This window comes from Pseudomonas sp. ML2-2023-3, assembly GCF_037055275.1.
GTDB lineage: Bacteria > Pseudomonadota > Gammaproteobacteria > Pseudomonadales > Pseudomonadaceae > Aquipseudomonas.
The window spans coordinates 2,944,110-2,970,849 of the sequence record NZ_CP146343.1; the positions used below are offsets into that span (position 1 = coordinate 2,944,110).

General features: G+C 55.3%; 21 protein-coding genes, 1 tRNA gene and 2 pseudogenes. 12 read left to right on the forward strand and 12 right to left on the reverse strand.

Annotation, left to right across the window (positions count from 1 at the left end; all coding sequences use genetic code 11):
- Positions 1-20: 20 nt before the first annotated feature.
- A complete protein-coding gene (locus V6P94_RS13605) occupies positions 21-284 on the reverse strand; it encodes a DUF4404 family protein (protein ID WP_133078380.1) in 264 nt (87 codons plus the stop codon).
- 306 nt (positions 285-590) lie between these two features.
- Between V6P94_RS13605 and V6P94_RS13610 the strand changes: the two genes are divergently transcribed.
- The 3 genes from V6P94_RS13610 (at position 591) to rssC (ending at position 3,284) form a co-directional block, all read left to right on the forward strand.
- Positions 591-1,280, forward strand: a complete 690-nt coding sequence (locus tag V6P94_RS13610; RefSeq protein WP_338647011.1) for a VacJ family lipoprotein — start codon at positions 591-593, stop codon at positions 1,278-1,280.
- A gap of 340 nt (positions 1,281-1,620) precedes the next feature.
- Positions 1,621-2,805 (forward strand): two-component system response regulator RssB, encoded by a 1,185-nt coding sequence (gene rssB, locus V6P94_RS13615; RefSeq protein ID WP_338647013.1) that lies wholly within the window; start codon positions 1,621-1,623, stop codon positions 2,803-2,805.
- Positions 2,802-3,284 (forward strand): anti-sigma factor antagonist RssC, encoded by a 483-nt coding sequence (gene rssC / locus V6P94_RS13620; protein WP_338647015.1) that lies wholly within the window; start codon positions 2,802-2,804, stop codon positions 3,282-3,284. Before rssB ends, rssC begins: the two co-directional genes overlap by 4 nt.
- A gap of 68 nt (positions 3,285-3,352) precedes the next feature.
- Here rssC and dusA read toward each other — a convergent pair whose 3' ends face one another.
- Positions 3,353-4,318, reverse strand: coding sequence for a tRNA dihydrouridine(20/20a) synthase DusA (gene dusA, locus V6P94_RS13625; RefSeq protein WP_338647017.1), 966 nt, complete (start codon positions 4,316-4,318; stop codon positions 3,353-3,355).
- A 157-nt stretch (positions 4,319-4,475) separates the two neighbouring features.
- Here dusA and V6P94_RS13630 point away from each other — a divergent pair, with 157 nt between their 5' ends.
- A complete protein-coding gene (locus V6P94_RS13630) occupies positions 4,476-5,606 on the forward strand; it encodes a site-specific integrase (protein ID WP_338647019.1) in 1,131 nt (376 codons plus the stop codon).
- Positions 5,607-5,851: 245 nt separating this feature from the next.
- Here V6P94_RS13630 and V6P94_RS13635 read toward each other — a convergent pair whose 3' ends face one another.
- The 3 genes from V6P94_RS13635 to V6P94_RS13645 form a co-directional block, all read right to left on the reverse strand.
- Complete coding sequence (locus V6P94_RS13635) at positions 5,852-6,820, reverse strand: IS5 family transposase (protein ID WP_338647021.1); 969 nt, start codon at positions 6,818-6,820, stop codon at positions 5,852-5,854.
- Between the two features lie 976 nt (positions 6,821-7,796).
- A complete protein-coding gene (locus tag V6P94_RS13640; protein ID WP_338647024.1) occupies positions 7,797-8,465 on the reverse strand; it encodes a DUF3313 domain-containing protein in 669 nt (222 codons plus the stop codon).
- A gap of 46 nt (positions 8,466-8,511) precedes the next feature.
- Positions 8,512-8,691: a hypothetical protein gene (locus V6P94_RS13645; protein ID WP_338647027.1), complete on the reverse strand. Its 180-nt coding sequence runs from the start codon at positions 8,689-8,691 to the stop codon at positions 8,512-8,514.
- Between the two features lie 268 nt (positions 8,692-8,959).
- Between V6P94_RS13645 and V6P94_RS13650 the strand changes: the two genes are divergently transcribed.
- The 3 genes from V6P94_RS13650 to V6P94_RS13660 all read left to right on the forward strand — a co-directional run bounded on the left by V6P94_RS13650 (position 8,960) and on the right by V6P94_RS13660 (position 13,634).
- Positions 8,960-9,670, forward strand: a complete 711-nt coding sequence (locus V6P94_RS13650) for a response regulator (RefSeq protein ID WP_326426340.1) — start codon at positions 8,960-8,962, stop codon at positions 9,668-9,670.
- Entirely contained in the window at positions 9,667-11,016 is a 1,350-nt protein-coding gene (locus tag V6P94_RS13655; RefSeq protein ID WP_338647030.1) for an ATP-binding protein, read from the forward strand. Before V6P94_RS13650 ends, V6P94_RS13655 begins: the two co-directional genes overlap by 4 nt.
- Positions 11,017-11,222: 206 nt before the next feature.
- Positions 11,223-13,634 carry a TonB-dependent siderophore receptor gene (locus V6P94_RS13660; protein WP_338647032.1) on the forward strand — a complete coding sequence of 804 codons (2,412 nt, stop codon included), beginning with the start codon at positions 11,223-11,225 and terminating at the stop codon, positions 13,632-13,634.
- Positions 13,635-14,093: 459 nt separating this feature from the next.
- Here V6P94_RS13660 and V6P94_RS13665 read toward each other — a convergent pair whose 3' ends face one another.
- The 4 genes and pseudogenes from V6P94_RS13665 to V6P94_RS13680 all read right to left on the reverse strand — a co-directional run bounded on the left by V6P94_RS13665 (position 14,094) and on the right by V6P94_RS13680 (position 18,012).
- Complete coding sequence (locus V6P94_RS13665; protein ID WP_338647035.1) at positions 14,094-16,499, reverse strand: TonB-dependent siderophore receptor; 2,406 nt, start codon at positions 16,497-16,499, stop codon at positions 14,094-14,096.
- 75 nt (positions 16,500-16,574) lie between these two features.
- Positions 16,575-17,267: a FecR family protein gene (locus V6P94_RS13670; protein ID WP_048352090.1), complete on the reverse strand. Its 693-nt coding sequence runs from the start codon at positions 17,265-17,267 to the stop codon at positions 16,575-16,577.
- Between the two features lie 81 nt (positions 17,268-17,348).
- Positions 17,349-17,510 (reverse strand): annotated as a pseudogene (locus V6P94_RS13675) (FecR/PupR family sigma factor regulator); the annotation flags it as partial.
- 4 nt (positions 17,511-17,514) lie between these two features.
- Positions 17,515-18,012 carry an RNA polymerase sigma factor gene (locus V6P94_RS13680; RefSeq protein WP_235428620.1) on the reverse strand — a complete coding sequence of 166 codons (498 nt, stop codon included), beginning with the start codon at positions 18,010-18,012 and terminating at the stop codon, positions 17,515-17,517.
- A 305-nt stretch (positions 18,013-18,317) separates the two neighbouring features.
- Between V6P94_RS13680 and V6P94_RS13685 the strand changes: the two genes are divergently transcribed.
- From V6P94_RS13685 to V6P94_RS13695, 3 genes and pseudogenes are all read left to right on the forward strand, one after another.
- On the forward strand, positions 18,318-19,409 hold the full coding sequence (locus tag V6P94_RS13685; RefSeq protein ID WP_338647039.1) for an IS630 family transposase: 1,092 nt from the start codon (positions 18,318-18,320) through the stop codon (positions 19,407-19,409).
- Between the two features lie 216 nt (positions 19,410-19,625).
- A pseudogene (locus tag V6P94_RS13690) lies at positions 19,626-20,716 on the forward strand (IS630 family transposase).
- Positions 20,717-20,932: 216 nt separating this feature from the next.
- Complete coding sequence (locus V6P94_RS13695; RefSeq protein WP_338647042.1) at positions 20,933-21,643, forward strand: serine protease; 711 nt, start codon at positions 20,933-20,935, stop codon at positions 21,641-21,643.
- A gap of 46 nt (positions 21,644-21,689) precedes the next feature.
- Here V6P94_RS13695 and V6P94_RS13700 read toward each other — a convergent pair whose 3' ends face one another.
- Positions 21,690-22,859 (reverse strand): integrase core domain-containing protein, encoded by a 1,170-nt coding sequence (locus V6P94_RS13700; protein ID WP_405046675.1) that lies wholly within the window; start codon positions 22,857-22,859, stop codon positions 21,690-21,692.
- Positions 22,860-22,955: 96 nt separating this feature from the next.
- Between V6P94_RS13700 and V6P94_RS13705 the strand changes: the two genes are divergently transcribed.
- A complete protein-coding gene (locus V6P94_RS13705) occupies positions 22,956-23,438 on the forward strand; it encodes a GNAT family N-acetyltransferase (RefSeq protein ID WP_338647044.1) in 483 nt (160 codons plus the stop codon).
- A gap of 374 nt (positions 23,439-23,812) precedes the next feature.
- A tRNA-Gln gene (locus V6P94_RS13710) sits at positions 23,813-23,887 on the forward strand.
- 152 nt (positions 23,888-24,039) lie between these two features.
- Here the strand turns inward: V6P94_RS13710 and V6P94_RS13715 are convergent.
- Together V6P94_RS13715 and V6P94_RS13720 are read right to left on the reverse strand one after the other, a co-directional pair.
- Complete coding sequence (locus tag V6P94_RS13715; protein WP_338647046.1) at positions 24,040-25,452, reverse strand: amidase; 1,413 nt, start codon at positions 25,450-25,452, stop codon at positions 24,040-24,042.
- On the reverse strand, positions 25,449-26,729 hold the full coding sequence (locus V6P94_RS13720) for a Zn-dependent hydrolase (protein ID WP_338647048.1): 1,281 nt from the start codon (positions 26,727-26,729) through the stop codon (positions 25,449-25,451). Before V6P94_RS13720 ends, V6P94_RS13715 begins: the two co-directional genes overlap by 4 nt.
- Positions 26,730-26,740 lie beyond the last annotated feature (11 nt).

Consider the following 26,740-nt stretch of genomic DNA (forward strand, 5'->3'; position numbering starts at 1 on the left):
GTTTGTGGGGCTCCGGGTGATCAGATCCCGATGTTGCCCAGGGTTTGTACGATGTTGCGCAGCGTGACGGCCAGGGTAGGGTGTTCGACCTCGAAGCGTTCTACGGCGAGGTTGACGCTGTCGGCCAGGCTGGTGTCGTTGGTCGCTTTCTCGATGTCGATCTGAGCCTGGATTTGTGTTGAGAGCTGGACCAAGTGCTCACGCTCTTCTTGAGTGAGCGGCGGATTCTGTTCCAGTTGCTCGCGCAAGGTATTGAGTTGTTCTTGCAGGTCGCGGGCAGGCATAGCATTCATCCTTTATTGATAGGCTCTGGTGTAGACCTTCGCAATGAACAAAAGGTCTGTAAGGACCCTAGATTAATCCACTCGCGCCTGGAGTGCATGATCTCAATCACAATCCCTTGTGCGTGTTTTTTCGGGGTGGCCAGCCGGTGGTTTCAAAAGAATCCCGGGGCTGTGGAACGTCTATCATCTACTCAAGTCTGTTTAGGGTATTGCTTGGGGGCTGCCTAAAAGACATTTGCCGTTATACTGATGATCTGACTCAGGGCATAGCGCCCAAGTATCAAGTAACTTCAGGGAGTTTTTGCTATGCGCTGGACTGATCGTCTTGCTCAGCTATTTGTTTGTGCCGGTGTGGCCATGTTGCCATTGGCTGCCAATGCCGCCACTGAAGATGACCCGTGGGAAGGGTTTAACCGTGTCGTGTTCAAATTCAACGACACGATTGATACCTATGCCTTGAAGCCACTTGCCCAGGGCTATCAATACATCACTCCTCAGTTCCTGGAGGATGGCATCCACAACATGTACCGCAACATCGGTGACATCCGCAACCTGGCCAACGATGTCCTGCAGGCCAAGCCCCATGCTGCCGGTGTAGACACAGCCCGTCTGTTGCTCAACACCACGCTGGGTGTGGCCGGCTTCTTTGATCTGGGCACCAAGATGGGCCTGCATCGCAACAGCGAAGACTTTGGCCAGACCCTCGGGCGTTGGGGCGTTGAAAGCGGCCCTTATCTGGTGCTGCCGCTTCTGGGCCCTAGCACCGTACGTGATGCCGTGGGTATCTACCCGGACTCTTTCACCGAACCGTACCGCTACATCAGTGATGTGCCGGCCCGTAACATGACCATCGGCATGGACCTGATTGATACCCGCGCCAGCTTGTTGTCAGCCGAAAAACTGATCACGGGTGACAAGTACGTCTTTATCCGTAATGCGTACCTGCAAAACCGTGAATTCAAGGTCAAGGACGGTCAGGTAGTCGACGACTTTTAAATCATTCGACCCTTGTAAAAAAAACGGCCCGAGCGGCCGTTTTTTTAATGTTGCAGATGAGAAATACTCCGCTTTAGAGCCTTTCAGACCTAGGTTTTAGTTGCCGTTAACGAGGTTCTTATAACCCGTGGGAATTTAACGTGACGAACACCTCAAACCACCATCGGCCTGAGCTTGAAACCCCCCGCGGATGGGAGTACCGTCTGCGCCTTACACGGGCACCTTTGTAGGATCGAGCAACACAGTCGATTTGAATCAGGGATGTTCACAAGCCAATTCAGTCGTGAGTCCGACGTATTCGAGATCTCGCGGCAACCTAATTCTGGCGCCGTTTGCCCACATGCAAAAAACCAGTGCCACGCTGCTGATCATTGATGACGACGAAGTAGTACGCGCCAGTCTGGCGGCCTACTTGGAAGACAGCGGCTTCAGCGTCCTTCAGGCCAGTAATGGCTTGCAAGGGCTACAGGTGTTCGAGCAAGAGCAGCCGGATTTAGTCATCTGTGACCTGCGCATGCCGCAAATGAGTGGCCTGGAGCTGATTCGCCAGGTCAGCCTGCGGTCTGCGCAAACCCCGGTGATCGTCATCTCGGGTGCGGGCGTGATGAGCGATGTGGTCGAGGCGTTGCGTCTGGGCGCTGCCGACTACCTGATCAAGCCCCTCGAAGATCTCGCCGTTCTGGAACACTCGGTCCACCGTGCGCTCGATCGTGCAAGGTTGCAGCTCGAAAACCAGCGCTATCGGGACAAGCTTGAGTCTGCAAACCGTGAGCTTGAGGCTAGCCTGCACTTGCTACAGGAAGACCAGAACGCCGGCAGGCAAGTACAGATGAACATGCTGCCGATCAGCCCGTGGTCCATTGATGACTTTAATTTCGCTCATCAGATCATTCCGTCCCTGTACCTGTCCGGCGATTTTGTCGACTACTTCCGGGTTGACGAGCGTCGGGTAGCGTTTTACCTGGCTGACGTCTCCGGTCACGGCGCGTCCTCAGCGTTCGTCACGGTGTTGCTCAAGTTCATGACCACCCGCTTGCTGTTTGAATCCAAGCGCAACGGTACGTTGCCGGAGTTCAAGCCCTCCGAGGTGCTTGGGCACATCAACCGTGGCCTGATCAACTGCAAGTTGGGCAAGCACGTGACCATGGTGGGCGGCGTGATTGATGAAGAAACCGGTTTGCTGACTTACAGCATTGGCGGGCACCTGCCACTGCCGGTGCTCTACACTCCTGACAGTGTGAGTTATCTTGAAGGGCGAGGGCTGCCCGTTGGTTTGTTCAACGAAGCCACGTATGAAGATCAGGTTCTGAAACTGCCGGAATCCTTCAGCCTTACGCTGATGTCTGACGGAATTTTGGACCTTTTGACTGAGCCGACGCTCAAAGAGAAAGAAGCTGCGTTACCTCAGTTGGTGAAGGCAGCGGGCGGCAGCCTGGATGGTCTGCGCCAGGTGTTTGGATTAGCTACGCTAGGGGAGATGCCGGATGATATCGCCCTGTTGGTGTTAAGCAGGAATCTTAAATGAGTACCGGTAGAATTCAGTTCGCCGAACAGGATGGCACCTTTGTCCTGAAGTTTGTGGGCGAAGTGCGTCTGACGTTGTGTTCGGCACTGGATGCAACAATCGAGAGGATCTTCACTGCGTTGAACTTCAACGCCATTGTGATTGACCTCACTGAAACCCGCAGTATCGACAGCACTACACTGGGTTTGCTGGCGAAACTGTCGATTATGTCGCGCCAAAAAATAGGCCTGCTGCCGACGGTTGTCACCACCCACGAAGACATTACCCGACTGCTGGAGTCGATGGGCTTCGATCAGGTATTTAACATCATAGGCCAGCCGATTCCGTGCCCGGGATGCCTGACGGACTTGCCTTCACAGGATCAGTCCGAAGAAGTGGTTCGCGTCAAAGTGCTTGAAGCGCACAAGATCCTAATGGGGCTCAACGACTCCAATCGCGAAGCGTTCCATGACTTGGTGAATGCACTCGAGCGCCACTGAGCAGGGTGCGGCACATAAAAAAGGGGTCGTTCCTGTGCAGGAACGGCCCCTTTTTAATTACCCCGGCTTCAGCGACCCTCCAGCAACTCCCCGGCTTGATCCAGCAACGCCAGTGGGTCCTTGGCCTTATGGATGCCCACTGACAGCAACTGGCGGAAACGACGTGCACCCGGGAACCCCTGGCCCAGTCCCAAAATATGCCGCGTGATGTGGTGCATCGAACCACCTGCTGCGATATGAGCAGCGATATAGGGGCGTAACAGCGCCAGGGCTTGAGCGCGTGAAATAACAGGGGTGGTACAGCCAAACAGCTGCTGATCGACCTTAGCCAGAATGTACGGATTGTGATACGCCTCACGGCCGAGCATCACACCGTCAAATACCTGCAAATGCTCCTGGCATTGCTCAAGTGTCTTGATCCCGCCGTTGAGAATGATCTCCAGCTCAGGGAAATCACTCTTCAACTGCGCGGCAACGTCATAACGCAGAGGAGGAATGTCGCGGTTTTCTTTAGGCGATAACCCTTCGAGAATGGCAATACGCGCATGCACAGTAAAGCTAGTGCAGCCTGCATCACGCACAGTCCCGACAAAATCGCACAACTGTTCGTAGCTATCGCGCCCGTTGATGCCAATCCGATGCTTGACCGTGACGGGAGTGGACACAGCATCACGCATAGCCTTCACGCAGTCTGCAACCAGCGCGGGGTGCGCCATCAGGCAAGCGCCAATCATATTGTTCTGAACCCGATCACTCGGGCAGCCGACGTTAAGATTGACTTCGTCATAACCTGCGTCTTGAGCCATGCGCGCACACGCAGCCAAATCCGCCGGCACACTGCCCCCCAACTGCAAGGCCAGCGGATGCTCAGTTTCGTCATGACGCAAAAAACGCTCGGCATCACCATTGAGCAGCGCCCCAGCGGTGACCATCTCGGTGTACAGCAGCGCATTTTTGGATAGCAGGCGCAGGAAAAAGCGACAATGGCGATCTGTCCAATCCATCATGGGTGCAACAGAAAATTTACGATTCATAAAACCTTGATTTTAAAGGCCTGCAGCGTAGTTTCATGCTATTCTTCGTGTACATTTCAGGGGTCGAAATGACGGTTTCGGTACACCTGGGGTACACGTCGTGTGCATAAAAGGTATGCCTCGGGTACTAGTAAATGAACAGTGAGTGAACACGAGCATGGCTTCTTTTCAGCAGCTCCCCAGCGGCAACTGGCGTGTCTTGATCCGAGCCAAAGGCCACAAAACGATCAGCTCGACGTTTTCATCCGAGAAGCTGGCAAAGGCTTTCGCGAAAGAGAAGGGGCGTCAACTTGAAGAAATCAAAGCCACTGGCAGGACATCAGCTCCAAAGGGCTCGACTGTTGGTCATTATATAGACGACTACCTGGATTACATACAGCCCGGACGAACGCTTCAGCGGAGCGCTCTCTTCATCTACAGTGCCCTGAAGGATCGATTCGGGAATATCGGGATCGAGCGTCTATCCAAAAGTCACCTGGATGCTTTCATCGAGGCCAGGAAGAAAGAAGGCGTACAGGGCCAGACCATTGCAGGCGATCTCTCTCTCCTATCGACGGTTCTGCGTTACTGCTACGACGTAAAGCACTTGGATGTTGATCGGGATATGGCAGACAAGGCTCGCAAAAGCTTGAAGACTAGCCACAAACTGAGGATCAAAAGCCGGGAGGTTGAATGTGTTCCAACGCAATCGGAGATTGACGCAATCATTGGCGTGTTCGCGACGAAGAAACGCCAAAAAATTGATATGCCCAAGGTGATCAGGTTCGGGTTGTATACTTCAATGCGACAATCAGAGATATGCAACATCCGAATTGAAGATCTGAGCCATGAAAACAAGACTGTAATTATTCGTGACAGAAAGCACCCGGACGAAAAAATGGGTAACGACGAAACGGTGCCCTTGCTGCCATCAGCTTGGGAGGTTGTTGAAAATTTCATCGGGACTCGTACATCGGGGCCAATATTCCCCTACAACCCAAAGTCGGTGTCGGTTGCTTTCTCGCGTGCTCGGGCGGAAGCAGGCGTGGCCCGTCCAGTGAGATTCCATGACTTGCGACACAAGGCAATCACGGACTTCTTTGGAATTGGATTGAGCGTCCCCCAGGTAGCTTTGATGAGCGGACATCGGGACTGGCAAACACTGAAGCGATACACTCACATCAAGGCCTCTGATGTTCATGCTGCTTATAACTCCTTGAACATTAAGCAGCAGGATGCCAAGAATCTTAATGAGCAAATGGCTTGGCTTGTAGAGCAGGTTGGGGTGCTGAGAGCGGCTCAGGCTTAAAAGAGAGAAAGGGGCCAGCGGCCCCTTTCTCTCCTATATGCACTTCCTAGTGAATTCGTCTTGCCCAGTGTTCATTAATCCGTTAATAAATTCTATTAGTGATACCTTGGGAAGCTCCGATCAACTTGCCGCAACCGCGCAGTAAGTTGAAAATCCCGCTGAATTTGGCGCTATTGACCGCGAAATATCCCGTACGCGCCGCCTTGGCGAGCTTGTCAGCCCATTTCTCCGTGTTACGTGCGTAATTAGCCCATACCCATCAGCTTTTTTCGAGCCATCCATAAATTGGACAAGGCAAACAGCGTGGTCAATTGAGCGGTGTTTTTCATCAGGCCGCGAAAGCGCACTTTCACATAACCGAACTGACGTTTGATCACCCGAAATGGGTGTTCGACCTTGGCCCGTGTCTGGGCCTTGAGGTACTCGATTTTGCGCTTGGCTTTGTACAGCACGCTGCGCTTGTTCAGCTTGGAATAGGTGCTGCGTCGCGCGGCGATTTGCCAAACCACTTCACGGTTTTCATGCTCTTCGCGCTTCTCGACACCGGTGTAACCAGCATCAGCGTAGACCGCGTTTTCCTCGCCGTGCAGCAGTTCGGCAACCTGAGTGACATCGGCTACATTCGCCGCGGTGCCGTGAACGTGGTGAACCAGCCCCGACTCAACGTCGGCACCAATATGGGCCTTCATTCCGAAGAAATATTGATTGCCTTTCTTCGTCTGATGCATCTCTGGATCGCGTTTACCGTGCTCGTTTTTAGTCGAACTGGGCGCGTGGATAATCGTCGCATCGACGATGGTGCCCTGGCGCAGCGAGAGGCCTTTCTCCTGCAAATAACCGTTGATGACCGCCAGGATCGCCGGCGCCAACTTATGATTCTCTAGCAGGTGTCGGAAGTTCATGATCGTGGTGTCTTCAGGGATCGGCGCGCTCAGGGTCAAGTGCGCAAACTGGCGCATGGGCGTGATTTCATACAGCGCTTCTTCCATGGCAGGATCGCTCAGCGAGAACCAGTTTTGCAGCAAGTGAATGCGCAGCATGGTTTCCAGCGGATACGGTTTTCGGCCACCACCAGCCTTCGGATAATACGGCTCGATCAACGCCAGTAAACCGCTCCAGGGCACGACCTGATCCATCTCGGCGAGGAACCGTTCGCGGCGTGTTTGCTTGCGCTTGCCCGCGTATTCGAAATCGGAAAAGCTCATCTGGCTCATGACGCACTCGGGGCAGGTGGTGAGGCTGTATTTCAGCATACTTGGAGACTTGTTCGGAGTTTCCCTAATGAACTAACCGCTCGAGACACTAGTTTCGAGCTCGTACTGTCTTTGATTGGACGGATCGGGGGAAGGCGCTTTTGGATCAATTTATATGAAGTCTTATCTGCTGCTAAAATTTTGCTACAGCAATAATCGTTATTAAAATATATTATTGATTTGTATGAGTTTTTTAATTAAATAGTCACGATCCATCATAGGTGCAACAGAAAACCTCCTCGATACCGGATTTACTGCTGAGGCTAGGTTTTCTGCGGGTTTCGTGTGCATTCGGGTAGGTCTCGTTCACTACTGTTTAGCCCTTTTAAGCTCGATTTTGACGGCTTGTCGCTAAAGTGCAGCAACCTCAATCAAGGGCTCAGCATAAAAGGGTTCTATAACTGCTCGCAAGCACAAAAACGGCTCTGTCGCTTACAGCGCGCAGGTTCGGATCAGGCAGTAAGGCGCCATAGTTTATCAGGAAAGCCAGACGTTCGATGGCAAGGCGAGCGTCCAGGCTTGGAGTCGCGTTTTTACATTCAAATGTCAGTTCCCGGGCTAAGTGAAAAAGCCAATAGATCCGGCGTCGTGGTCAAGGAAATTATTGGGCAGTTCATTTCCTCCACCAAGCCCGCCTTTGCTGATGTCGACTCCTCCCTGCGGCCGCTCAAACCTCATACCCAGGCCGCAAAACAGATAACACCATGGGCGTGCGACGCCTCCAAGTAGCAAGGGGGCGGTCTGATCCAGATCACTGACCGGACCAACTACATGGCATGAGGCACGCGCTGGATGTTGACGTGATAAAGCAGCCCGAACTGCTGGAGAAGCCACAGGAAGACTACATGTCAGCGGTAGGTTTCAAGACGCGCAAGGACCTGAATACGCTGGCCATACTTGAAGAGACATGCATTGTTGCACGCCAACGTACGAGTACTTATTTCCCGCCGGATGAATATGCCTGCCGCATATCGAGGGCCCAGCCATCGAGCACCGGTTTGAAATCATCCAGAGTCATGACCTGCTTATCATTTTCCAGTGGCCGGCCAGTTTCTTTGCGCACTATTTGCGCCACAACGTCTTGGTCGACGGCATCCAGAACAGCCACTTCGGTGGTGATTTCACTGTCCTGGTCGCGGATGCCGGTAGCAGTGCTGACGCCGGCAGCAAGCAGTGTTACGGGAAGCCACTCATAAAATCGCAAGCTCTGCGTCCTGGCCGCGATAGAGATGATGGAGGACCTGATGGTTAGAGTGTCGGGGCCAGGGGTTTCGACGACAGTCATGACTTTGCCCAGTTCGTGTTTTAGGGCGGTATCGTAGTAATGGGTTACGGCCGAAAGCGTTGACTGCGGAGCGCGTTCGGTCGGTAGCATTTCTGGATAGAAAAGACTCGGCTCGATATACACACGGGTGTAATGGTGGGTATGCAGTGTCGGACTCGCCCAAGTCAGCACCTTTTTTCCGGATGGAAGCTTTTTTTCCGTCAGTTGGCTGTAGTCATGCAAGAAGCCCGAATACTCTTCGGGTCTGATGGTTTGACTGGTACAAGCAGTGAGTGAAATGGATAGGGTCGCCAATAGCGGTAGCGAGATACTTCTTCCCATTTTGTGCGTTCCTGAATCGATTTTAAATTAATGGTACTTGCAGCGCTCAGTTGCCCGAGCGGCTCTCTGAGTCCTCGATGTTCAGTTCGCCATTAGCCATGATCCATTGAGTGAACTCGCAGACTGGCACGGAGTAGGAGTATTCCACCCATTGGCCGCTTCCGGGACTGTAGTGCTCGATGTAACGGATCAGGACGATACGTTCACGATCGCTTGAAAGTGTCATGCGCGACTCTTGAAAAAGTACTGGATCGTTGTTCCAGACCTTGCTGGTGAGCTGCTTCAGGATTAAAGCGTCGGTGCATGTGTCTTTGCTGCTCAATGTCTGCATGGAGGGCGCTCCGGAATAGATTGCGCGCAGCTTGCCTGAGTGTTTTTTCCTGAAGATGTCTGATTTATGTCTGCAAAGCAGAAATGTTTCACGATTGAAATAAATGACCGTCACGCCAGAATAGTTTTAGATACCTTCCTTTTTGCACCATGGATCACTGAATGTGAGCAGGTTACTGATCGTCGACGACGATGTGGAAATCCTATTGCTGCTAGAGAAGTTCTTTCTCATGCATGCCTATGAAGTGGAACTGGCCACCGATGGCAAGGCAATGTGGGCGGCAATCGACCGCAAGCGTCCGGACCTCATCATTCTCGATCTGATGCTTGCGGGTGAGGGTGGTTTAAGCCTCTGTCAGAAGTTGAGGCTCAATACTCGTATTCCGGTGGTAATGCTGACTGCTATGGGGGAATTGAGTGATCGTATTGTCGGCCTGGAGTTGGGTGCCGATGATTACTTGACCAAGCCTTTCGACCCTAGAGAGTTACTTGCCCGGTTACGCGCGGTGCTGCGTCGCGCCAATGATCCTGTACACCCGCGTATCGAAGACGCACGGCTGGTTATCCGTTTCGCTGGCTGGCATCTGGACGTTACGCGCCGCGAATTGCGTTCGTCCGCAGATGTAATGATTCCGCTCTCTGGCGGTGAATTCGATCTACTGGTGGTCTTTCTTGAGCACCCTGAACGTATCCTTACGCGTGAGCAATTGATCGATCTGACGCGTGGGCAGAATCATGAAGCCTTTGATCGAAGCATCGACGTGCAGGTCAGCCGCCTGCGACGAAAAATAGAGCCAGACAGCAAACGTCCAGATCTGATTCGTACCGTGCGCAATGGTGGGTATATGTTCAACGCCAAGGTGACGCGGACGTGATCCGTCTGATTCCGCACATAGATACTCTTCGACGCCGGATTGCATTGACCATAGTCGCGGCGATGCTGTCCTCGCTCGTACTCTATGCCCTGTTTGTTCAGGTCGCCGGGGTCTGGGCCAAACCCCCGGTGGATCAAATCGGGTTGCTGGACCAGGTCGCTGCTACTACGCGAGTCATCCAGGCGGCACCCCCGGCAATGCGTGCGCAGTTGGCGGGCGCAGCGAGCAATCCGACACTTGAGGTGCAATGGCGCGAGCGCCGAAGCGGCTTCGAACTGCCTCTGTCTGGTACCTTGTTAGGCCCTGATAGTGCGCCGGTTTTGCGTGAGTTACTGGGGGAGACACATCACAAAATTGAAGTCTTGCAGCCCGCCAATTGGCCCGCGGATAGCCCGCAAGCTCGCTATGTCATGTTGGTACAACTGAGCGACGATAGCTGGTTGTCGTTTACGCCACCGCAACGCAGTTGGGGGGTGAGTGCTGCGTTGCGTTTTGCCATCGTCATTGCCCTCGGCCTGGTTGCGACTTGGTTGGTCGCCTGGTTCGCCACACGCCAACTGGCTAACCCATTGCAACGCTTCACCAGCGCTGCACAACGCTTTGGTGGGGACCTGCACGCTCCTCCCATTGATATCGAAGGGCCGTATGAAATTCGCCAAGCGATTATTGCTTACAACACCATGCAAGCGAAAATTCAGCAGTTCATCGCCGAACGCACGCACATGCTAGCGTCGATCTCGCACGATCTGCGCGCGCCTCTCACGCGTGTGCGGCTTCGTTGCGAGTTTATTGAAGACATTGAGCAGCAGCGCAAGCTGATCCGTGACACTGATGAAATGCAATCGATGATCAACTCTGCCCTGGGTTTTTTTCGCGACGAGGCACTACAGGAACAAGCCACCAGTTTTGATCTCTCAGAGCTGCTGCAAACCGTGATCGATGATTACAGTGATCAGGGTATCGTCGTCGATTTTGCAGGCCCGCCCCATCTGGTGTTTTTCGGCCGCCCGGTAGGCATTAAAAGGATCACTGCGAATTTGCTGGAAAATGCCGTGAAGTATGCGCAGCTGCCGTGCATACAATTGAGCAGTGACACGTGCTCGGTCCGCATCGAGGTGAGCGATAAAGGGCCAGGGATTCCTGAATCGGAGCTGGAAAACGTTTTCGCCCCATTCGTCCGACTTGAACCCTCTCGTAACCGTAACTCCGGTGGCGTTGGCCTGGGCCTGTCCTCGGCTAGGGCCATGGCACGCCAGCACGGCGGAGAGTTGCTATTGAGAAACCGTTGTGGCGGCGGGCTCGTTGCACACGTTGAGTTGCCCCATGGGTTGTTGAATCGGCCTTAGCGGGGCGGTTTTGGTCTGGTTCCGGTTAGTGACCCTTTTTACATACTCTCCGGTTGCGTTGGTGTTGGCCAAGCGACCGCGACGGACGTTTGATGGCTTCAACAGCGATTGGGTTGAGTATCTCGACAAGTTTTTGTAAAAGATTCCCATTAGCAATTCGTCTCCTGCCTGTGGATCACATAATCATCACTAACAGGAGCCGATGGATGTCCGCTTGTTTCTCTTGCCCCCCCTTAAGTCTTCGCAGGGCCGCGTTGGCGTTTAGTTTTTCTGGTTCGTTATTGGCCAATAGCGCTGTGTGGGCCGCGCCGGTCAGTTACACCATTTCGGCGGGGTCTCTAACCAACGCCATTAATACGTTCGCCAGCACGAGCGCAGTGAGCGTCCGCTTCAGCAGCGAAGAAACTGCTGGCTTGCTCACTGCTGGGTTGCAGGGGCATTACGAGCCGGAGCAGGGCCTCGCTCTATTGCTGCAAGGCAGTGGTCTGAAGTTTCAGCAAGTGGGTGACAAGCGCTACAGGCTGACCCGGTCTACCCCATCCAGTTCGATGGAGTTGGCTGCAACGACTGTCTCCAGCGTGGGCCTCGGCGCCACCACTGAGGAGACGGGCAGCTACACCACGGGCTCGGCCAACACCGCAACCGGTCTACGCCTGTCGGCACGCGAGACGCCGCAGTCGATCAGTGTAATAACGCGCGAGTTGATTGAAGATCTGAACCTGAACGATGTTACCCAGGTACTTGAGCAGACCCCTGGCGTGGTCGTCGAGAGCATGGGGCCCGCCGGTAGCGACGCTAATCACATCTATGTACGAGGCTTTGAAGTCGGCAGTATTCAGGTCGACGGGGTCAATCGACCTGATACCTATGGGTTTAGCGACGACCTTTCTGACACGGTCACGTTTGACAGGATCGAGGTGGTGCGTGGCGCCACGGGGTTGATGTCGGGGACCGGTGATCCCGGTGCCACCGTCAATCTGATTCGCAAAAAACCGACGCTAGAAACAAAACGTACGCTGACGCTCAAGGCGGGCTCTTGGGATAGTTACCGCACCGAACTGGACGTGTCCGGAAAGTTGTCCGAAAGCGGCAATGTTCGTGGGCGTTTTGTCGCGTCGAGCAGCGATAGCCGGAGTCACATCGACCGCCAGACCCTGAAACGGCAGGTGGGATACGGGGTGCTGGAATGGGACGTCACCGATGACACAATGCTGACAGTCGGGGCGGAGTATCAGGACATGGACAACAAAGGGGCTGGCAACCATGGCTTCCCGATGTTCACTTCCGATGGTGGTCACTTCAGCTCGTCTCGTTCGTTCAACTCGGCCTCGGACTGGAGTTACCACAAACGTCGAACCAAGACGCTGTTCACCACCCTTGATCGCGAACTTGATAACGGCTGGCATATAAAGTTCAACGCTGAGCACAGTCGGCGCAGCTACGACGACGCCTTTGCCACTGCGGCCAACGGCACCGTGAAGCCCGACGGCAGTGGTATTGGCACGTGGACTGGACGTTGGTCCGGGGAGCCACGACAGACCACGTTCGACCTGTCGGCTACCGGTCCTTTTGAGCTGTTTACCCGCGAGCACCAACTGTATCTGGGCGTCAGTCACTCCAAGTCGTATTACCGCAACGATGGTTATCCGCTCTGGTCTTTCCAGGACATCAACAACATCTACACATGGGATGGCTCGCTGGCCATACCGGATGCCATCTACACCAAGTCGTCAAGAGATGCGCTGGATGAAAAACAGGATGGGTTGGTCGCTTCGGTTCGCTGGAGTCTGGCGGATGACCTGTCGCTGATTACCGGGGCACGAGTGATCGACTGGAAGCGAGACGAAGTCGCCACCAAACTGTCGACAGGCGATATCAAACGCACCTCGCGCAGCGAAACCGGGATCGTGACGCCATACTTGGGCTTGGTCTATGACTTCGACGAAAACTGGTCGGCCTATGCCAGCTACACCACTATCTTCAAACCGCAAAATAACAAGGACGTCAATGGGATCTACCTGGACCCTAAAGAAGGCGTGAACTATGAGTTGGGGATCAAGAGTGAGTTCTGGGAAAAGCGTCTGACTGCTGCTCTCAGTGTCTTCGAGGTGCGCCAAGACAATCTCGCAGTAGCCGATGGCGCTCAACTGGCGCCGGATGGCAACCAAGCCTATCGCGCTGAGTCGGGCACAAAAACCCGCGGGTTTGAGATGGAAATGGCCGGGGAGATCCTTCCCGATTGGCAGGTCTTGGCCAGCTATACCTATGCCGAGGTAAAAAACTCGAGTGATAAACGCCTGTTGACCGAAGTGCCTCGCGATACGTTGAAGCTGTTTACCAGCTATCGCCTCGACTCACTCCCGCAATTGAAAGTGGGCGGAGGTGTGCGCTGGCAAGGTACGGAGTATTACAAAGGCGCCGGGCCTAACAAGGAGACATTCACTCAGGGTGCTTACAGTGTTGTCGATCTGATGGCCCAGTACGCGTTCACGCCACAAACCAGCGTCTCGCTTAACCTCAACAACGCGCTGGACAAGCGTTATTACACCGCGATCGGTGCTCGTGGATGGTATGGCACCCCACGAAGCGCTACGGCCACACTGGTCTACGCGTTCTAAGTCGTTTCGCTGCACGTTGTGGCCTTTTCTGCCGTGAGAGAAGCACCTTGAAGCCCGCGTAACTGCGCAATGCTCCTTACTTTAGAACGAAGCACGACCAGCGGTGTGAAGAACTGGTCGTGCTTTATTGCCAAAGATCGTGAGCAAGCTCGCTCTAATAAAGTCGGCTTTTACATAAGTGAACAGCATTGTCGCTTTGCGGGTTTTTTTGTGTCCGGCAAGCGGCGCAGCCGGGAGCAAGGCCCATGAGAATTGTAGCGCGTGAAAGCAGTACTTACTGCCATGACGGTAAGCTGATGTTTTAAGTTAAATGAGCGCAAGGACGTGATCGACTTCAGAGTGATACGACACGCTCGGACCTTCATTCTTGCGGGGCTTCAGACTTCGCACAAGCCTGGCGCAGGGCACAGAACCCCCTTTCAAAACTTAATCACTGGCTTGCCAAGGCAAAACAGCGCCTTAGAAACTGTAGCGGGCAGTCAGTTTCATATTGCGTGGATCGCCGTAGATGTCGTACGGATCATAGCCTCCGTTAGCAATGCTGACGTAGTAGGTACGGTCGAAGAGGTTGTTTACGTTGAGTTGCAGATCCAGTTGCTCGCTAGCCTTATATCCTGCCACCAGGCCGGCCACCGTGTACGAACCCTGTCGATTTTGCCATGCCGTGGTACCGCTGCCACCTGAGGTGCGAATCTGGCTCTGCTGGTAGACATCACCACCAATGCGCCAGCGTTGCAGGTCACCGGGCAGGGCATAGATGGTGGATAGTTTGAATAGCTGGCGCGGCAGTCTACGGTTGAAATCCTGGCCTTCCAGGGTTGCGTTGGTGTCGCTGACGTATTTCGTCTGGGTGTAGGTATACCCACCGGCCAGTTGCCAATTTTCGGTCAGGGCACCCTGTAGTTCCAGATCAATACCCCGGCTGCGCACCAGGCCGGAAGCTTCATAGCACGCACTGATGGCGCTGGTGCCGCAACCTTTGACATCAGGTAATTCCAGGGCTCGGTTTTTCTGATCGATCTGGAAAATCGCCGCGCTGGCGTTGAGTGCGCCATCAAAGTATTCGCCCTTTATACCCACCTCGTAGTTCTCACCCACGATAGGGACGATCACTTCTGCGCCGATGCCTTTTTCGGTTTGCGGCTTGAAGATATCGGTGTAGCTGGCATAGACCGAGTAATGGGGGTTCAGGTCATAGACCAGGCCGGCATAGCGGGTCAGATTGCGCGTGACCTTGTAGCTGCTTTCAGGATTTGTCCTGTTTTCGAATTCATACCAGTCCAGGCGGCCGCCGAGAATCAGCGACAACGGTTCGGTCAAGCGCAGGCGGGTACTGGCATATAAGCTGTCCTGGGTGGTGGTCTCGGGACGGCCGTTGGGGCCCTTGACGATATCGGGCTTGGCATGACCACGTGGATCCCAGGTGAAGAGATCGGTGCCCTTGTCGATGAACGCTTCCCAAAGCTTACCGGTACGATAATCCAGCTGGCGCTTACTGACGCCCACCGTCAGGTCATGTTCCTGGCCCAGTAACTGGAAGGGACCGCTGAAGGCCAGGTCGTAACCGGTTTCCTTCTGCTCCATGGCTTGCGTCCATAGATAGTGACGGTTGTATGCCCATATGGATGAGGCCAGCACATCAGTGTGGGTCGTCGACTGCATGGCGGCCATGCGCAGCTTCCAGTCGTTGGCTAGGCCATGTTCCAGAGTCGCGAAATAACCGATGGTGCGGTTGTCCATGTATTCCCAGTCATGCCCCAGGAATGTGTCGCGTGACAGCCCAAGGTGCCCACCACCTCGGACCATGGGCAAGCCACCCCAGACGTAGTTGGTATGGTCCTTCTGGCGGTAGGCGCCGAGCGTCAGTGTTGTGCTGTCGCTCAGGTCGGCATCGACCACGCCATAGAACAGATCTGCGTCACTCTCTACAGAATCACGGAAACTGTTGGCGTCTTGCCGCGAGATCACGGTACGCGCTCGCAGAGTGCCGTTTTCATTGAGCGGACCGCCGATGTCCAGCGTGCTGCTGTAATCGTCCCAACTACCGGCACTGCCAGTGAGTGTGGCCTGGAACTCATGGGGAGGGCGTTTGCGTATCAGATTGATGGCGCCAGCAGGGCTGCCGGCGCCCTGGGCCAGGCCAGTGGCGCCTCGAACGATCTCCACCCGATCATACATGGCCAGGTTAGCTTCGCTGCTGGGCAGGTAAGTGAGGAAGCTAGTGGGAAAGCCGTCGTACATGATGGTGTCGACGTCAAAACCGCGCGCGCTGAACGTGGGCCGCCCGGCTCCGCCAGAGTTATTAAGGTAAATGCCCGGCGCACTTTGGACCACATCGCTAATGGTGGTCATGGCCTTGTCGTCCATGCGCTTGCGCGTGACTACGCTGACCGACTGCGGCGTTTCACGCAAGGTCAGGGGTAGCTTGGTGGCGGTCTGCATGGCCCCGGTGGTGTATGAACCGGTGTTCTCGGTCACTTCGCCCATCACCCGGCCCTGGATTGAAGTCTCTCCCAATTGCAGAGTGCTTCCCGATTCGGGGGGTTTTTCCAGCATTACGCTGTTCCCACCGGTCGCGCGCCATGTCAAGCCGCTGCCTTTCAACACTTCAGCCAGTGCGACCTCTGGCTCTTTGGTACCGACCACCCCGGGGCTGCTCTTGCCGACGACCAGCGTGCCATCGAATATCACCTGCAAGCCGCTTTGAGCGGCCAGTCGATTCAGCGCGCTCGCCAATGGTTGTTGCGGGATGTTGAAAGTGTGGGAGTCGGCAACCGCCAGGCAGGACATCAGACCGCAGAGCATTGTTAGCGCAGCGACTGACAACGGTTTGATTCGCAAACCTTCAGGTAACGGATGGTGCATCGGTACTCTCCCAAATACGAAGTATTATCGTTCTAGGGAGGAGGACGGACGACACGCCAACAACCATAAAAATAGTTACGTTTTGGGTGAAACCACCAGCAGGTAGTTTGTGTAGCGCTCGATTTTGATTGGAAAGACGCTCTCCAGCGTCGCTAAGCCTTCATCCAGGTGGTCGAGTTGAAAGGTGCCGCTGACCTTGAGTGCGCCCAGGCGCGTGTCCCTGATCAGCAGGATGCCCGGACGATAGCGTTCGACCTGCTCAAGCACCTGCGAAAGCGGCGTCAACTCGAAGACCAGACGGCCTTGTTCCCAAGCCAGTACCCTGTCGACATCCACGCTCTGCTTCGCGCCCAGCCCGTGGAGATGCGCGCCGACGGCTTCGCCAACACCGAGCGTGATTTTGTCAGAGCCTTCAGTGACGGCCACACGTCCACGGCGAACCGTAACGTCGATGTTTTCACCCTCACGGCGCACCGCGTAGATCGTGCCAAGTGCCGTCGCGTTCAAGGCGCCAGCCTGCACACTGAAGGGTCGTTTCGGGTCGGGGTTTACATCGAAAAGAGCTTCTCCTTTGCGCAGGGTAATGCGCCGCCCATCGGCCGTGAGATTCACATCTACGGCGCTGTTGGCGTTCAGGACGATGCGAGAACCATCATCAAGAACGACCTGCCGACGCTCACCGGTGCCGGTGTAATAGTCTGCATCCAACGCCATTTGTTGAGCCCATACGAGGCCAAGCCCGAGCACCAACGACGCGGCGATACCCATCTGCCAGATTCGACGTGACGACGGCCGTGCCGGGGCGTGAGGCTCAGCCAGATGGGCACTTAAACACCACAGACGCCGTGCTTCGACAAACGCTTGTTGATGATCCGGCGCCAGCTCGCACCAAGCCCGCGCCGCAGCGCGGTCAGAGGGAAGTACGGAGCCAGAGGTAAGGCGAATGACCCACGCGTGGGCTGTGCGCTGAACCTCTGTGACGGACGGGGGAGGGGTGGGTTGATCGTGCATATCGTTATCGTTGCAGGCATTGACTGAGAAAGTCGAGCGCAATAGCTAATTGTTTTTCCACCGTACTTATCGATACCTGCAGTTGCGAGGCCACTTCCTTGTGGGGAAGGTTTTGTAGCCGACACAGCGTAAATATGTGCTGGCACTGAACAGGTAAACGGTTCAAGGCGTGGGCCATTGCCGCTAGATCTTGTTGCGCAACCACAACATCGAATAGCTCGGGGCTTTCACCCGTGACTTCATAAAGGTAGGCGATGCCTTCGTCGAGGTGCTCTCGGGTTTGGCTGCTGCGCGCGTGGTCAATGACCAGGTTTCGGGCAATTTTAAAGATAAAACCGCGTAAATTCAGCACAGGCTTGCGTGGCGGTTGACGGAGCAGGCGCAGGTAGGTTTCCTGAGCCAAATCGGCAGCGGTCTCGGGATTGCGCAACTGGCGATGAAGAAAAGAGCGCAACTCTGTTGCATGGGCCCGAAAGGCCAGCTCAAGCTCTTCGGTGGTCATGCTCGTCATAAGCAGAGATCACGCAGCGGAAGGTCGCACACTTTAATGATAACGCTTCGTATTAACAATATTTATTTGGCTGCCGCCAAAAACAGCCTGTAACTGATTGGTGGCTGCTTTTAGCCCCAGGCAGCTCTTAGTGACAGGGAGCCAGCGGCCCAGAGTGTGTAAAACGCAGACACCGTTTGGAAGTCTGCGTTACTACGTAAAATCTGCCAGCGCTTGGCTAGTATCGTGAGCGGTTAGTTTATTTTCTAACGTACAACGATATACTGTGCACCCCTCGCCCCGAGATGGTTCCAGGCATGCCTCGTCCAATTGCTCCCTTTGCACTGCAGCCCGCCGACGTTCTTACGCTTCAAGGTTGGCTGCGCATGAGTACGCTGGAGCAGAGCCTTGCTCAGCGGGCGCGGATACTGCTTTTGCTCAATGAAGGGGTGACGCCCATTGCCATCTGTGGGCAATTACTGATCACGACACCGACCGTGTTCAAGTGGCGAAAGCGTTATCTGGCGTCGGGCATCGACGGCCTGAACGACCTGCCGCGTAGCGGTCAGCCTTTGAAGCTGGGTGCTGAGAAAGTCAAAGAAATCCTGACCCTGACAACGCACCGGGTTCCCAAGGAAGCAACGCACTGGAGCGTCCGGTTGATGGCCAAGTACGCTCGCGTTACCACCTGGCAAGTCCGGCAGATATGGGCTGCGTCGGATCTCAAGCCGCACCGACTGAAGACATTCAAGATCAGCAACGATCCGCACTTCGCTGAGAAGGTCATCGATGTGGTCGGGCTGTACCTGAGCCCTCCGGACAACGCCATGGTGCTGTCGGTTGACGAGAAAACTCAGATCCAAGCGCTGGATCGTACTCAGCCAATGCTGCAACTTCGGCCTGGGCAGATCGAGCGGCGAACCCATGATTACAAGCGCCATGGCACGGCGAGCTTGTACGCCGCGTTCGACATCATGACCGGTGAAGTAATGGGCCGGATTACCCCGCGGCACCGGGCCAAGGAGTTCCTGGATTTCCTCCGGCAGATTGATAAGAACACGCCTGCCGAGTTGGATCTCCATGTGATCCTGGATAACAGTTCGACCCACAAAACCCCAGCGATCAAGGCCTGGCTGGAAAAACATCCGCGCTTCAAGCTGCACTTCACGCCGACCAGTGCGTCCTGGCTAAACGCGGTGGAAGGCTGGTTTTCACAGCTGGAGAGACGCGCACTGTATCGAGGTGTCTTCACCAGTGCTACTGATCTGAAAATCACGATCCGCCAGTTCATTACTGCTCATAACGAGCATTCAGCCAAGCCGTTCAAGTGGACAAAGACCGCAGCGGCCAACATCAGCTCGGTACATATGGCAAAGCTGAGTGTGATGAAGAATAAGCTAATGAACTAACCGCTCGAGACACTAGTCAGCAGACCTGAAAATTGCGTAGGGACGCGATTTTCGTTTTGGTTCTGACCGTAAAACCTGCTCTAAAACGTTTTTACACAGCCTCGGCCATAAGCCGCCGCTTGGATATATCCACGCATCTAGTGTCGTGAGCGGTTAGTTTATTTTCTAACGTACCACGATATACTGTGCACCCCTCGCCCCGAGATGGTTCCAGGCATGCCTCGTCCAATTGCTCCCTTTGCACTACAGCCCGCCGACGTTCTTACGCTTCAAGGTTGGCTGCGCATGAGTACGCTGGAGCAGAGCCTTGCTCAGCGGGCGCGGATACTGCTTTTGCTCAATGAAGGGGTGACGCCCATTGCCATCTGTGGGCAATTACTGATCACGACACCGACCGTGTTCAAGTGGCGAAAGCGTTATCTGCGTCGGGCATCGACGGCCTGAACGACCTGCCGCGTAGCGGTCAGCCTTTGAAGCTGGGTGCTGAGAAAGTCAAAGAAATCCTGACCCTGACAACGCACCGGGTTCCCAAGGAAGCAACGCACTGGAGCGTCCGGTTGATGGCCAAGTACGCTCGCGTTACCACCTGGCAAGTCCGGCAGATATGGGCTGCGTCGGATCTCAAGCCGCACCGACTGAAGACATTCAAGATCAGCAACGATCCGCACTTCGCTGAGAAGGTCATCGATGTGGTCGGGCTGTACCTGAGCCCTCCGGACAACGCCATGGTGCTGTCGGTTGACGAGAAAACTCAGATCCAGGCGTTGGATCGTACTCAGCCAATGCTGCAACTTCGGCCTGGGCAGATCGAGCGGCGAACCCATGATTACAAGCGCCATGGCACGGCGAGCTTGTACGCCGCGTTCGACATCATGACCGGTGAAGTAATGGGCCGGATTACCCAGCGGCACCGGGCCAAGGAGTTCCTGGATTTCCTCCGGCAGATTGATAAGAACACGCCTGCCGAGTTGGATCTCCATGTGATCCTGGATAACAGTTCGACCCACAAAACCCCAGCGATCAAGGCCTGGCTGGAAAAACATCCGCGCTTCAAGCTGCACTTCACGCCGACCAGTGCGTCCTGGCTAAACGCGGTGGAAGGCTGGTTTTCACAGCTGGAGAGACGCGCACTGTATCGAGGTGTCTTCACCAGTGTTACTGATCTGAAAGTCGCGATCCGCCAGTTCATTACTGCTCATAACGAGCATTCAGCCAAGCCGTTCAAGTGGACAAAGACCGCAGCGGCCATCATCAGCTCGGTACATATGGCAAAGCTGAGTGTGATGAAGAATAAGCTAATGAACTAACCGCTCGAGACACTAGGGGCCATTCACAAGGGAATCCAGGCCAGCCTGGACATTGTCTGGCGTGCCGCAGTTGGATTTAGAAATTCATGTTATTAGAAACTCGACTATAAGTAATACGGCGACCACTAAGATAGAGGATTAGGTGCTATACCCTGCATTATCAAATTACTGACAATAACATTCGACCGTATTATTTCTATGAGCCGATAATTTATAATGATCAAGATAATAGTGATTTTACTAGTAGCACTTTCCGCTGTGGGATGCAATGGCTTTGTAAAGCCCGATTTGTCGGGAGAATATAATGATTCGTACTTTGTGGTCTTCTCAGGCTTTCCAGCACCGTTTCTATATACGGCCTCGGCAGTGCAGTGGAACGATGATTACGCCGTAACGACCCGGCATACTCCATTCTTGCCCGATATTGCATACTCCTGCAGTACAGGCTGTGACCTCGCCTTCATCAAGCACAAAGCAGACGGCAGCTACCCTTCATGGCGAGCACCGTGTCTGGGTGAGGACATAACGGCCGTGGGGGTAAGCCCCTACATGATGACCACAACAGGCAAGGGTAAGGTGTATCAAACTCCCTTCCTCAATGTAAAAGAAAATAGCGGTGATCTTTATGGCATTCACGATGCCCCAGTGATCAAAGGGATGTCGGGTGGGCCGGTCATCGGCGTTGACGGAAGTGTGGTTGGTATTAATGAAGGTTACTACTCGGTCACACCACACGATATACCTGCTCAGACCGATTTAAGAGGTGCTGAGAGGGTAAGTATCTTTGTCCCTTACTCCATTATTGCGCGTGAGTGGAGATTGTTCCAGGCTCAGCTTAATCACGACACTCGCCCGATAGGGCCGACCCCGAAAACTGATTTCTGCCCTGAGTTGGGTTTGAAACCGCTGAACATAAAAGCCAAATAAATAATAATTTTTATGCCGCCTGCAGCGCAGCGTCATGGTGGACACATTATGCCCCGTAGTCAGGTTTGTTCACGTCGAACGTTCTTAGAAAGTGATGGCAGAAGTAGACGTCAAAGAGTCCATCTCTTTCAGGGTTGGGCCGTATTGCGATGTGCTGCCCAACTAAGCCCTTGGCGATGCTGAAATAGCGTTTCTGAAAGCGAAATCGGCTGTGATAAACCTTGGCCAACACATCGTCCGGCCCGTACTCAAACTCCGATAACTGCTGCGGATAAGCCCACGGGCTGGAGCGATATCGGTCCATCGGCACTTGGTAGTTCAACGCTTGATGAGGTCGTTGTAGGTTATAAACCTCCCGCCATCGATCGAACGCGGATTGAGCCTCCTGGACCGTGGAAAATTGACGTCCATCAAGCACTTCGGCCTTGAGAGAGCGGTGGAAGCGCTCGATCTTTCCATTGGTTTGAGGGTGGTAAGGGCGGCTGTAGCTGATCCGGATTCCCAAACGAATCAGCCAGATACTCAGCTCGGTGATTTCACCTGGATTGCGCGGTGAGCCCCATGGCGGGCCGTTATCAACATTGATACGAGCGGGTAATCCGAAGCGCTGGAATACCTCAACCAGCTTGTCCTTCACCGTAGCTCCACGCTCGTTATCACAAGCCTGAATAGCTAAATTGAATCGCGAGTGGTCGTCCAACAGTGTCAGGGGATGGCATCGGCCTTCTTGCGTTGAGAAGTGCCCTTTGAAATCCATCTGCCACAGATCGTTAGGCGCATCGTGTTCAAATCTCAGCTTGGCCTCTTGCTCATTCTGAGCAGGCTGAATCAGTCCGTGCCTGTGCAGGACACTGGTCACGGTGCTGGGAGCGATCTGCTTTTTCAAGAGGGTGCTGATTGTGCGTCCACCCCAAACCCTTGCCACGTTCCTTCTCGCTATAGGCATCAGGGGTGCCGTGATAAGCGTCGAACATCGCTTTACGATGGGTAGATCAGCATTCATTGTCCGGCTGGTGGTCATCAAAAAGCCAGTTACAAACGCGCCGCGCCGGGCAACGATTAATGGCATCTCTTGCATCATGGCTGCGATACGTGAGCGGGACAGGCTTGCTGAAAGTGACCCGCCACGGGCGGCCTGATTAGCTTCCTGGAGCTCTAGAATTCCGTCCAGATCGCTCTCGACGGCCTTGCTGACAGTGCATTCATGTTGGGTCATGGCTTTTTCTCCGCCAGTTCGAAACATCACAAGCCGAGCTTCAAGGCAAATGGCGATGAGCTAGAATGCCGGGCTCATGGATCTCAAGGACGCGCTATGAAAATACACTACCGGCCTGTGAAAGCGGATGACATCAAAACAGTCTGCGGCCTTCCTCAGGGCGCCCAGGAACTGTTTTATATGTTCCCGAAGGCGCACTACCCACTGACTGAAGCACAAATGGCTGATGTTATTGCGCAGCGACTCGATTCAACTATTTTCGAAGCCGAAGATAAAGTCGTTGGTTTTGCCAACTTCTATCGGGCTGATCCAGGCGGGATTTGCTGTATCGGCAATGTCATCGTTGCTCCGCAGGCGAGATGCAAAGGTGTGGCGAGCTTCATTGTGGAAACGATGACAGCGCTGGCGTTCGACCGACACGACGCCTCTGAAGTACAGCTCTCGTGTTTCAACGGTAATACTGCAGGTCTGCTGCTTTATCCAAAGCTGGGGTTCTTGCCCTTTGCTATCGAAGAGCGAGCTTCACCGGAGGGCGACAGATTGGCGCTGATCCATATGACTCGCAGAAGGGCAGGCTGAAGTCAGCGGCCAGTGTGAAGGCAATGCTGGCAGTACATCTGTGGGAGCGAACCTGCTTGCGAAGATCGGTGTTGACTGGATAGCCGAGGGGCTCGTGAGGTCTTCGCGAGCGGGCTCGGTCCCACAGTCGAGGAGTCACGGATTATTAGCGCTTTGACCCGGAATACGTCCATAAGGGCCTTGTTTTTGCCCCGAATACCACTAAGTAGCTGTTTTTGAATAAATTTATTTAAAAAGTGCTTCCCCAATCCAAAGAGTGTTGGTATATTTGCGCCCGTTCTTGCAGCGAACCCTTACAGGCTCGCAGCGAATGGAGGCATTTACAGGCTGCAAGCATCAGTAAAAGAGTGCCAGGCACTCATCGCTACAGATACAGGGGCGTCGCCAAGCGGTAAGGCAGCAGGTTTTGATCCTGCCATGCGTTGGTTCAAATCCAGCCGCCCCTGCCATTTTCCAGAGTCCATCCGCACGTGATGGATATCTTCAAGTTCAGCGTCAACGCCATCGGGCCTGACGCGCACTTATCAGCAAACAATCCTTCTGCTTCAACGTCTTCTGCGTGCCATGCCGGCTCATGCAGCATGGCAACGTTTTGCCCGGATCAGTCCTGGCCGTTTTTCGGCACCAGGGGGTGTGTGGCCGGGAAGTGTTGTTCATACGCCCGGCAGACCCGCAGCACCTGGTCATCCGCAAACCGCGCAGCCACCACTTGCAACCCCACCGGCAAGCCGTTTTCAGTAAGCCCGCAAGGGATTGAAGCCGCCGGCTGCTGAGTCAGGTTGAAGGGGTAGCTGAAGGGCGTCCAGTGCATCCACTCGGTATATGCCGAATCCGGCGGTACGTTATGCCCGGCGGCAAACGCCGTGATGGGCAGCATCGGCGAGACCAGCACATCGTAGCGCTCATGGAACGCCGCCATCTGTGCCACCAGCGCCGCTCGTGCTTCAAGGGCTGCGCTGTACTCGCTCAAGGTGATGCGTTCACCCAGTGCCGCAATGCGTTGCAGACCCGGGTCAAGCAGGTCGCGCCGGGCGCTGTCGAGTTGTCCGGCCAGACGTGCAGCCCCCGCAAACCACAGGGTGTTGAACGTATCCAGCGGATCGCTGAACCCCGGATCAACCTGATCGACATGGGCTCCCAGTTCCACCAGTCGTTCGACGGCCCGAGCCACCACGCTGGCGACCTGCGGATCGACCTTCACATGGCCGAAGTCCGGGCTGTAGGCGATGCGCAGCCCCTTGAGGCTGTCACCTTCAGGCAGCCACGGCAGGCTGCGCGGTGCGCCGATCAGGCCATCGCGGACATCCGGCCGGGCCACGGTTTGCAACATCAGCACGGCATCTTCCACCGTGCGGGTCATCGGTCCCAGGTGGGAGAGGATCGTCATCGAGCTGGCTGGCCACTGGGGCACATAACCAAAAGTGGGCTTGATGCCAAAGGTGCCGGTAAAGGCACAGGGGATGCGGATCGAACCGCCCGCGTCGCTGCCCTGGTGCAATACCCCCAGGTTGAGTGACGCGGCTGCGGCTGCACCGCCCGAAGAACCGCCCGCCGTCAGGCGGGTATCCCACGGGTTGCGGGTGATGCCGTATAGCGGATTGTCGGTGACACCTTTCCAGCCGAATTCCGGTGTGGTGGTTTTGCCCAACAGCACGGCGCCAGCCTGGCGCATGAAGGCCGTGAACGGTGCATCCACCTCCCATGGTCCCTGGGGCGATGTGGTGCGCGAACCCTTGCGCGTGGGCATGCCGCGGGTCAGGGTCAGGTCCTTGATCGATGCCGGCACACCATCCAGCGCGCCGCAGGGCTGGCCTTTCAACCAACGCTGCTCGGATTCCCTGGCAGCCTGCATCGCACCTTCGTGGTCCACGTGGCAGTAAGCGTTGACCGCCGGGTTGTAGCGCTCGATACGCAGCAAGGCATCTTCGGTGACGTCTACCGGCGACAGGCTCTTGTCGCGAAAGCGGCTCAGCAGTTCAACCGCGTTCATTTGCCCGATATCAGGGGTGCTCATGGTGTAACTCCTGCCTGCGCCGCATTGACCATTGCCCGCAGCAACACGGCGCAACCGTCAGCCAGATCCTGAGGCGCGGCATTTTCGATTTCGTTATGGCTGATGCCACCTTCGCAGGGTACGAAGATCATCCCGGCGGGGCCCAGTTCAGCGATGAAAATCGCGTCGTGGCCTGCACCGCTGACAATGTCCATATGGCTCAGGCCCAGCTGTTGCGCACCCTGGCGCACGGCTTCGATGCACGCCGGGTTGAAATCCAGCGGCGGGAAATCGGCAGTGGGCGTCAGCTCGAAACTCAACCCATGCTCGCTGCACGCAACTTCGATGGCCTCGCGCACCTCATCGACCATCGCTTGCAGCCGGTCGCTATGCAAATGCCGCAGGTCAATGGTCATGTGCACCTGGCCAGGAATCACATTGCGCGAGCCCGGGTGCAGGGTCAGGCAGCCGACAGTGCCGCAGGCGTGGGGCTGATGCTCATGGGCGATACGGTTGACGGCGCTGACCACATGGGCGGCGCCCACCAGCGCATCCTTGCGCAAATGCATCGGTGTTGGGCCCGCATGGGCTTCGACGCCGGTCAGGGTCAGGTCAAACCACTTCTGCCCCAGGCATCCCATCACCACTCCCAAGGTGATGTTGCGGTCTTCCAGTACCGGACCTTGCTCGATATGCGCCTCGAAATAGGCCCCCACCGGATGCCCGAGCACGGCTCGGCTGCCGGCGTAACCAATGCGCTGCAACTCGGCACCCACCGACAGGCCTTGCTCGTCCTCTTTGCTCAGGGTCTCGTCGAGGTCGAACTTACCGGCGAACACGCCGGAACCCATCATGCACGGCGGGAAGCGCGAACCTTCTTCGTTGGTCCACACCACCACTTCAATGGGGGCCTCGGTGCTGAGCTTCAGGTCATTGAGGGTGCGAATCACCTCAAGCCCGGCCATGACGCCATAACATCCGTCGAACTTGCCGCCCGTGGGCTGTGTGTCGATATGGCTGCCGGTCATCACCGGCGGCAGGTGCGGCTGGCGACCGGCGCGACGGGCAAAAATATTGCCGATCCCATCGACCGTGACAGTGCAGCCGGCTTCTTCGCACCAGCGCACAAACAGGTCACGGGCCTGGCGGTCGAGGTCGGTCAGGGCCAGGCGGCAGACACCGCCCTTGACCGTGGCACCGAGTTGCGCCAGGTCCATCAGCGATTGCCACAAGCGATCGCGATTGATCAATGGCGCGTTGCTGTTGAAAAGGTCGGATAACAGGATTGGACTGTTCATGGACACGAATC

Bases quoted from the DNA above. Each gene is read 5' to 3' on its own strand.
- V6P94_RS13680 (WP_235428620.1), bottom strand. From the start codon at position 18,012: ATGACCACCGAAGAGCTTGAGCTGGCCTTTCGGGCCCATGCAACAGAG.
- rssB (WP_338647013.1), top strand. From the start codon at position 1,621: ATGCAAAAAACCAGTGCCACGCTGCTGATCATTGATGACGACGAAGTA.
- rssC (WP_338647015.1), top strand. From the start codon at position 2,802: ATGAGTACCGGTAGAATTCAGTTCGCCGAACAGGATGGCACCTTTGTC.
- V6P94_RS13700 (WP_405046675.1), bottom strand. From the start codon at position 22,859: ATGACCCAACATGAATGCACTGTCAGCAAGGCCGTCGAGAGCGATCTG.
- V6P94_RS13720 (WP_338647048.1), bottom strand. From the start codon at position 26,729: ATGAACAGTCCAATCCTGTTATCCGACCTTTTCAACAGCAACGCGCCA.
- dusA (WP_338647017.1), bottom strand. From the start codon at position 4,318: ATGAATCGTAAATTTTCTGTTGCACCCATGATGGATTGGACAGATCGC.
- V6P94_RS13630 (WP_338647019.1), top strand. From the start codon at position 4,476: ATGGCTTCTTTTCAGCAGCTCCCCAGCGGCAACTGGCGTGTCTTGATC.
- V6P94_RS13705 (WP_338647044.1), top strand. From the start codon at position 22,956: ATGAAAATACACTACCGGCCTGTGAAAGCGGATGACATCAAAACAGTC.
- V6P94_RS13695 (WP_338647042.1), top strand. From the start codon at position 20,933: ATGATCAAGATAATAGTGATTTTACTAGTAGCACTTTCCGCTGTGGGA.
- V6P94_RS13610 (WP_338647011.1), top strand. From the start codon at position 591: ATGCGCTGGACTGATCGTCTTGCTCAGCTATTTGTTTGTGCCGGTGTG.
- V6P94_RS13640 (WP_338647024.1), bottom strand. From the start codon at position 8,465: ATGGGAAGAAGTATCTCGCTACCGCTATTGGCGACCCTATCCATTTCA.
- V6P94_RS13665 (WP_338647035.1), bottom strand. From the start codon at position 16,499: ATGCACCATCCGTTACCTGAAGGTTTGCGAATCAAACCGTTGTCAGTC.
- V6P94_RS13660 (WP_338647032.1), top strand. From the start codon at position 11,223: ATGTCCGCTTGTTTCTCTTGCCCCCCCTTAAGTCTTCGCAGGGCCGCG.
- V6P94_RS13645 (WP_338647027.1), bottom strand. From the start codon at position 8,691: ATGACACTTTCAAGCGATCGTGAACGTATCGTCCTGATCCGTTACATC.
- V6P94_RS13685 (WP_338647039.1), top strand. From the start codon at position 18,318: ATGCCTCGTCCAATTGCTCCCTTTGCACTGCAGCCCGCCGACGTTCTT.
- V6P94_RS13635 (WP_338647021.1), bottom strand. From the start codon at position 6,820: ATGAGCCAGATGAGCTTTTCCGATTTCGAATACGCGGGCAAGCGCAAG.
- V6P94_RS13715 (WP_338647046.1), bottom strand. From the start codon at position 25,452: ATGAGCACCCCTGATATCGGGCAAATGAACGCGGTTGAACTGCTGAGC.
- V6P94_RS13605 (WP_133078380.1), bottom strand. From the start codon at position 284: ATGCCTGCCCGCGACCTGCAAGAACAACTCAATACCTTGCGCGAGCAA.
- V6P94_RS13670 (WP_048352090.1), bottom strand. From the start codon at position 17,267: ATGGGTATCGCCGCGTCGTTGGTGCTCGGGCTTGGCCTCGTATGGGCT.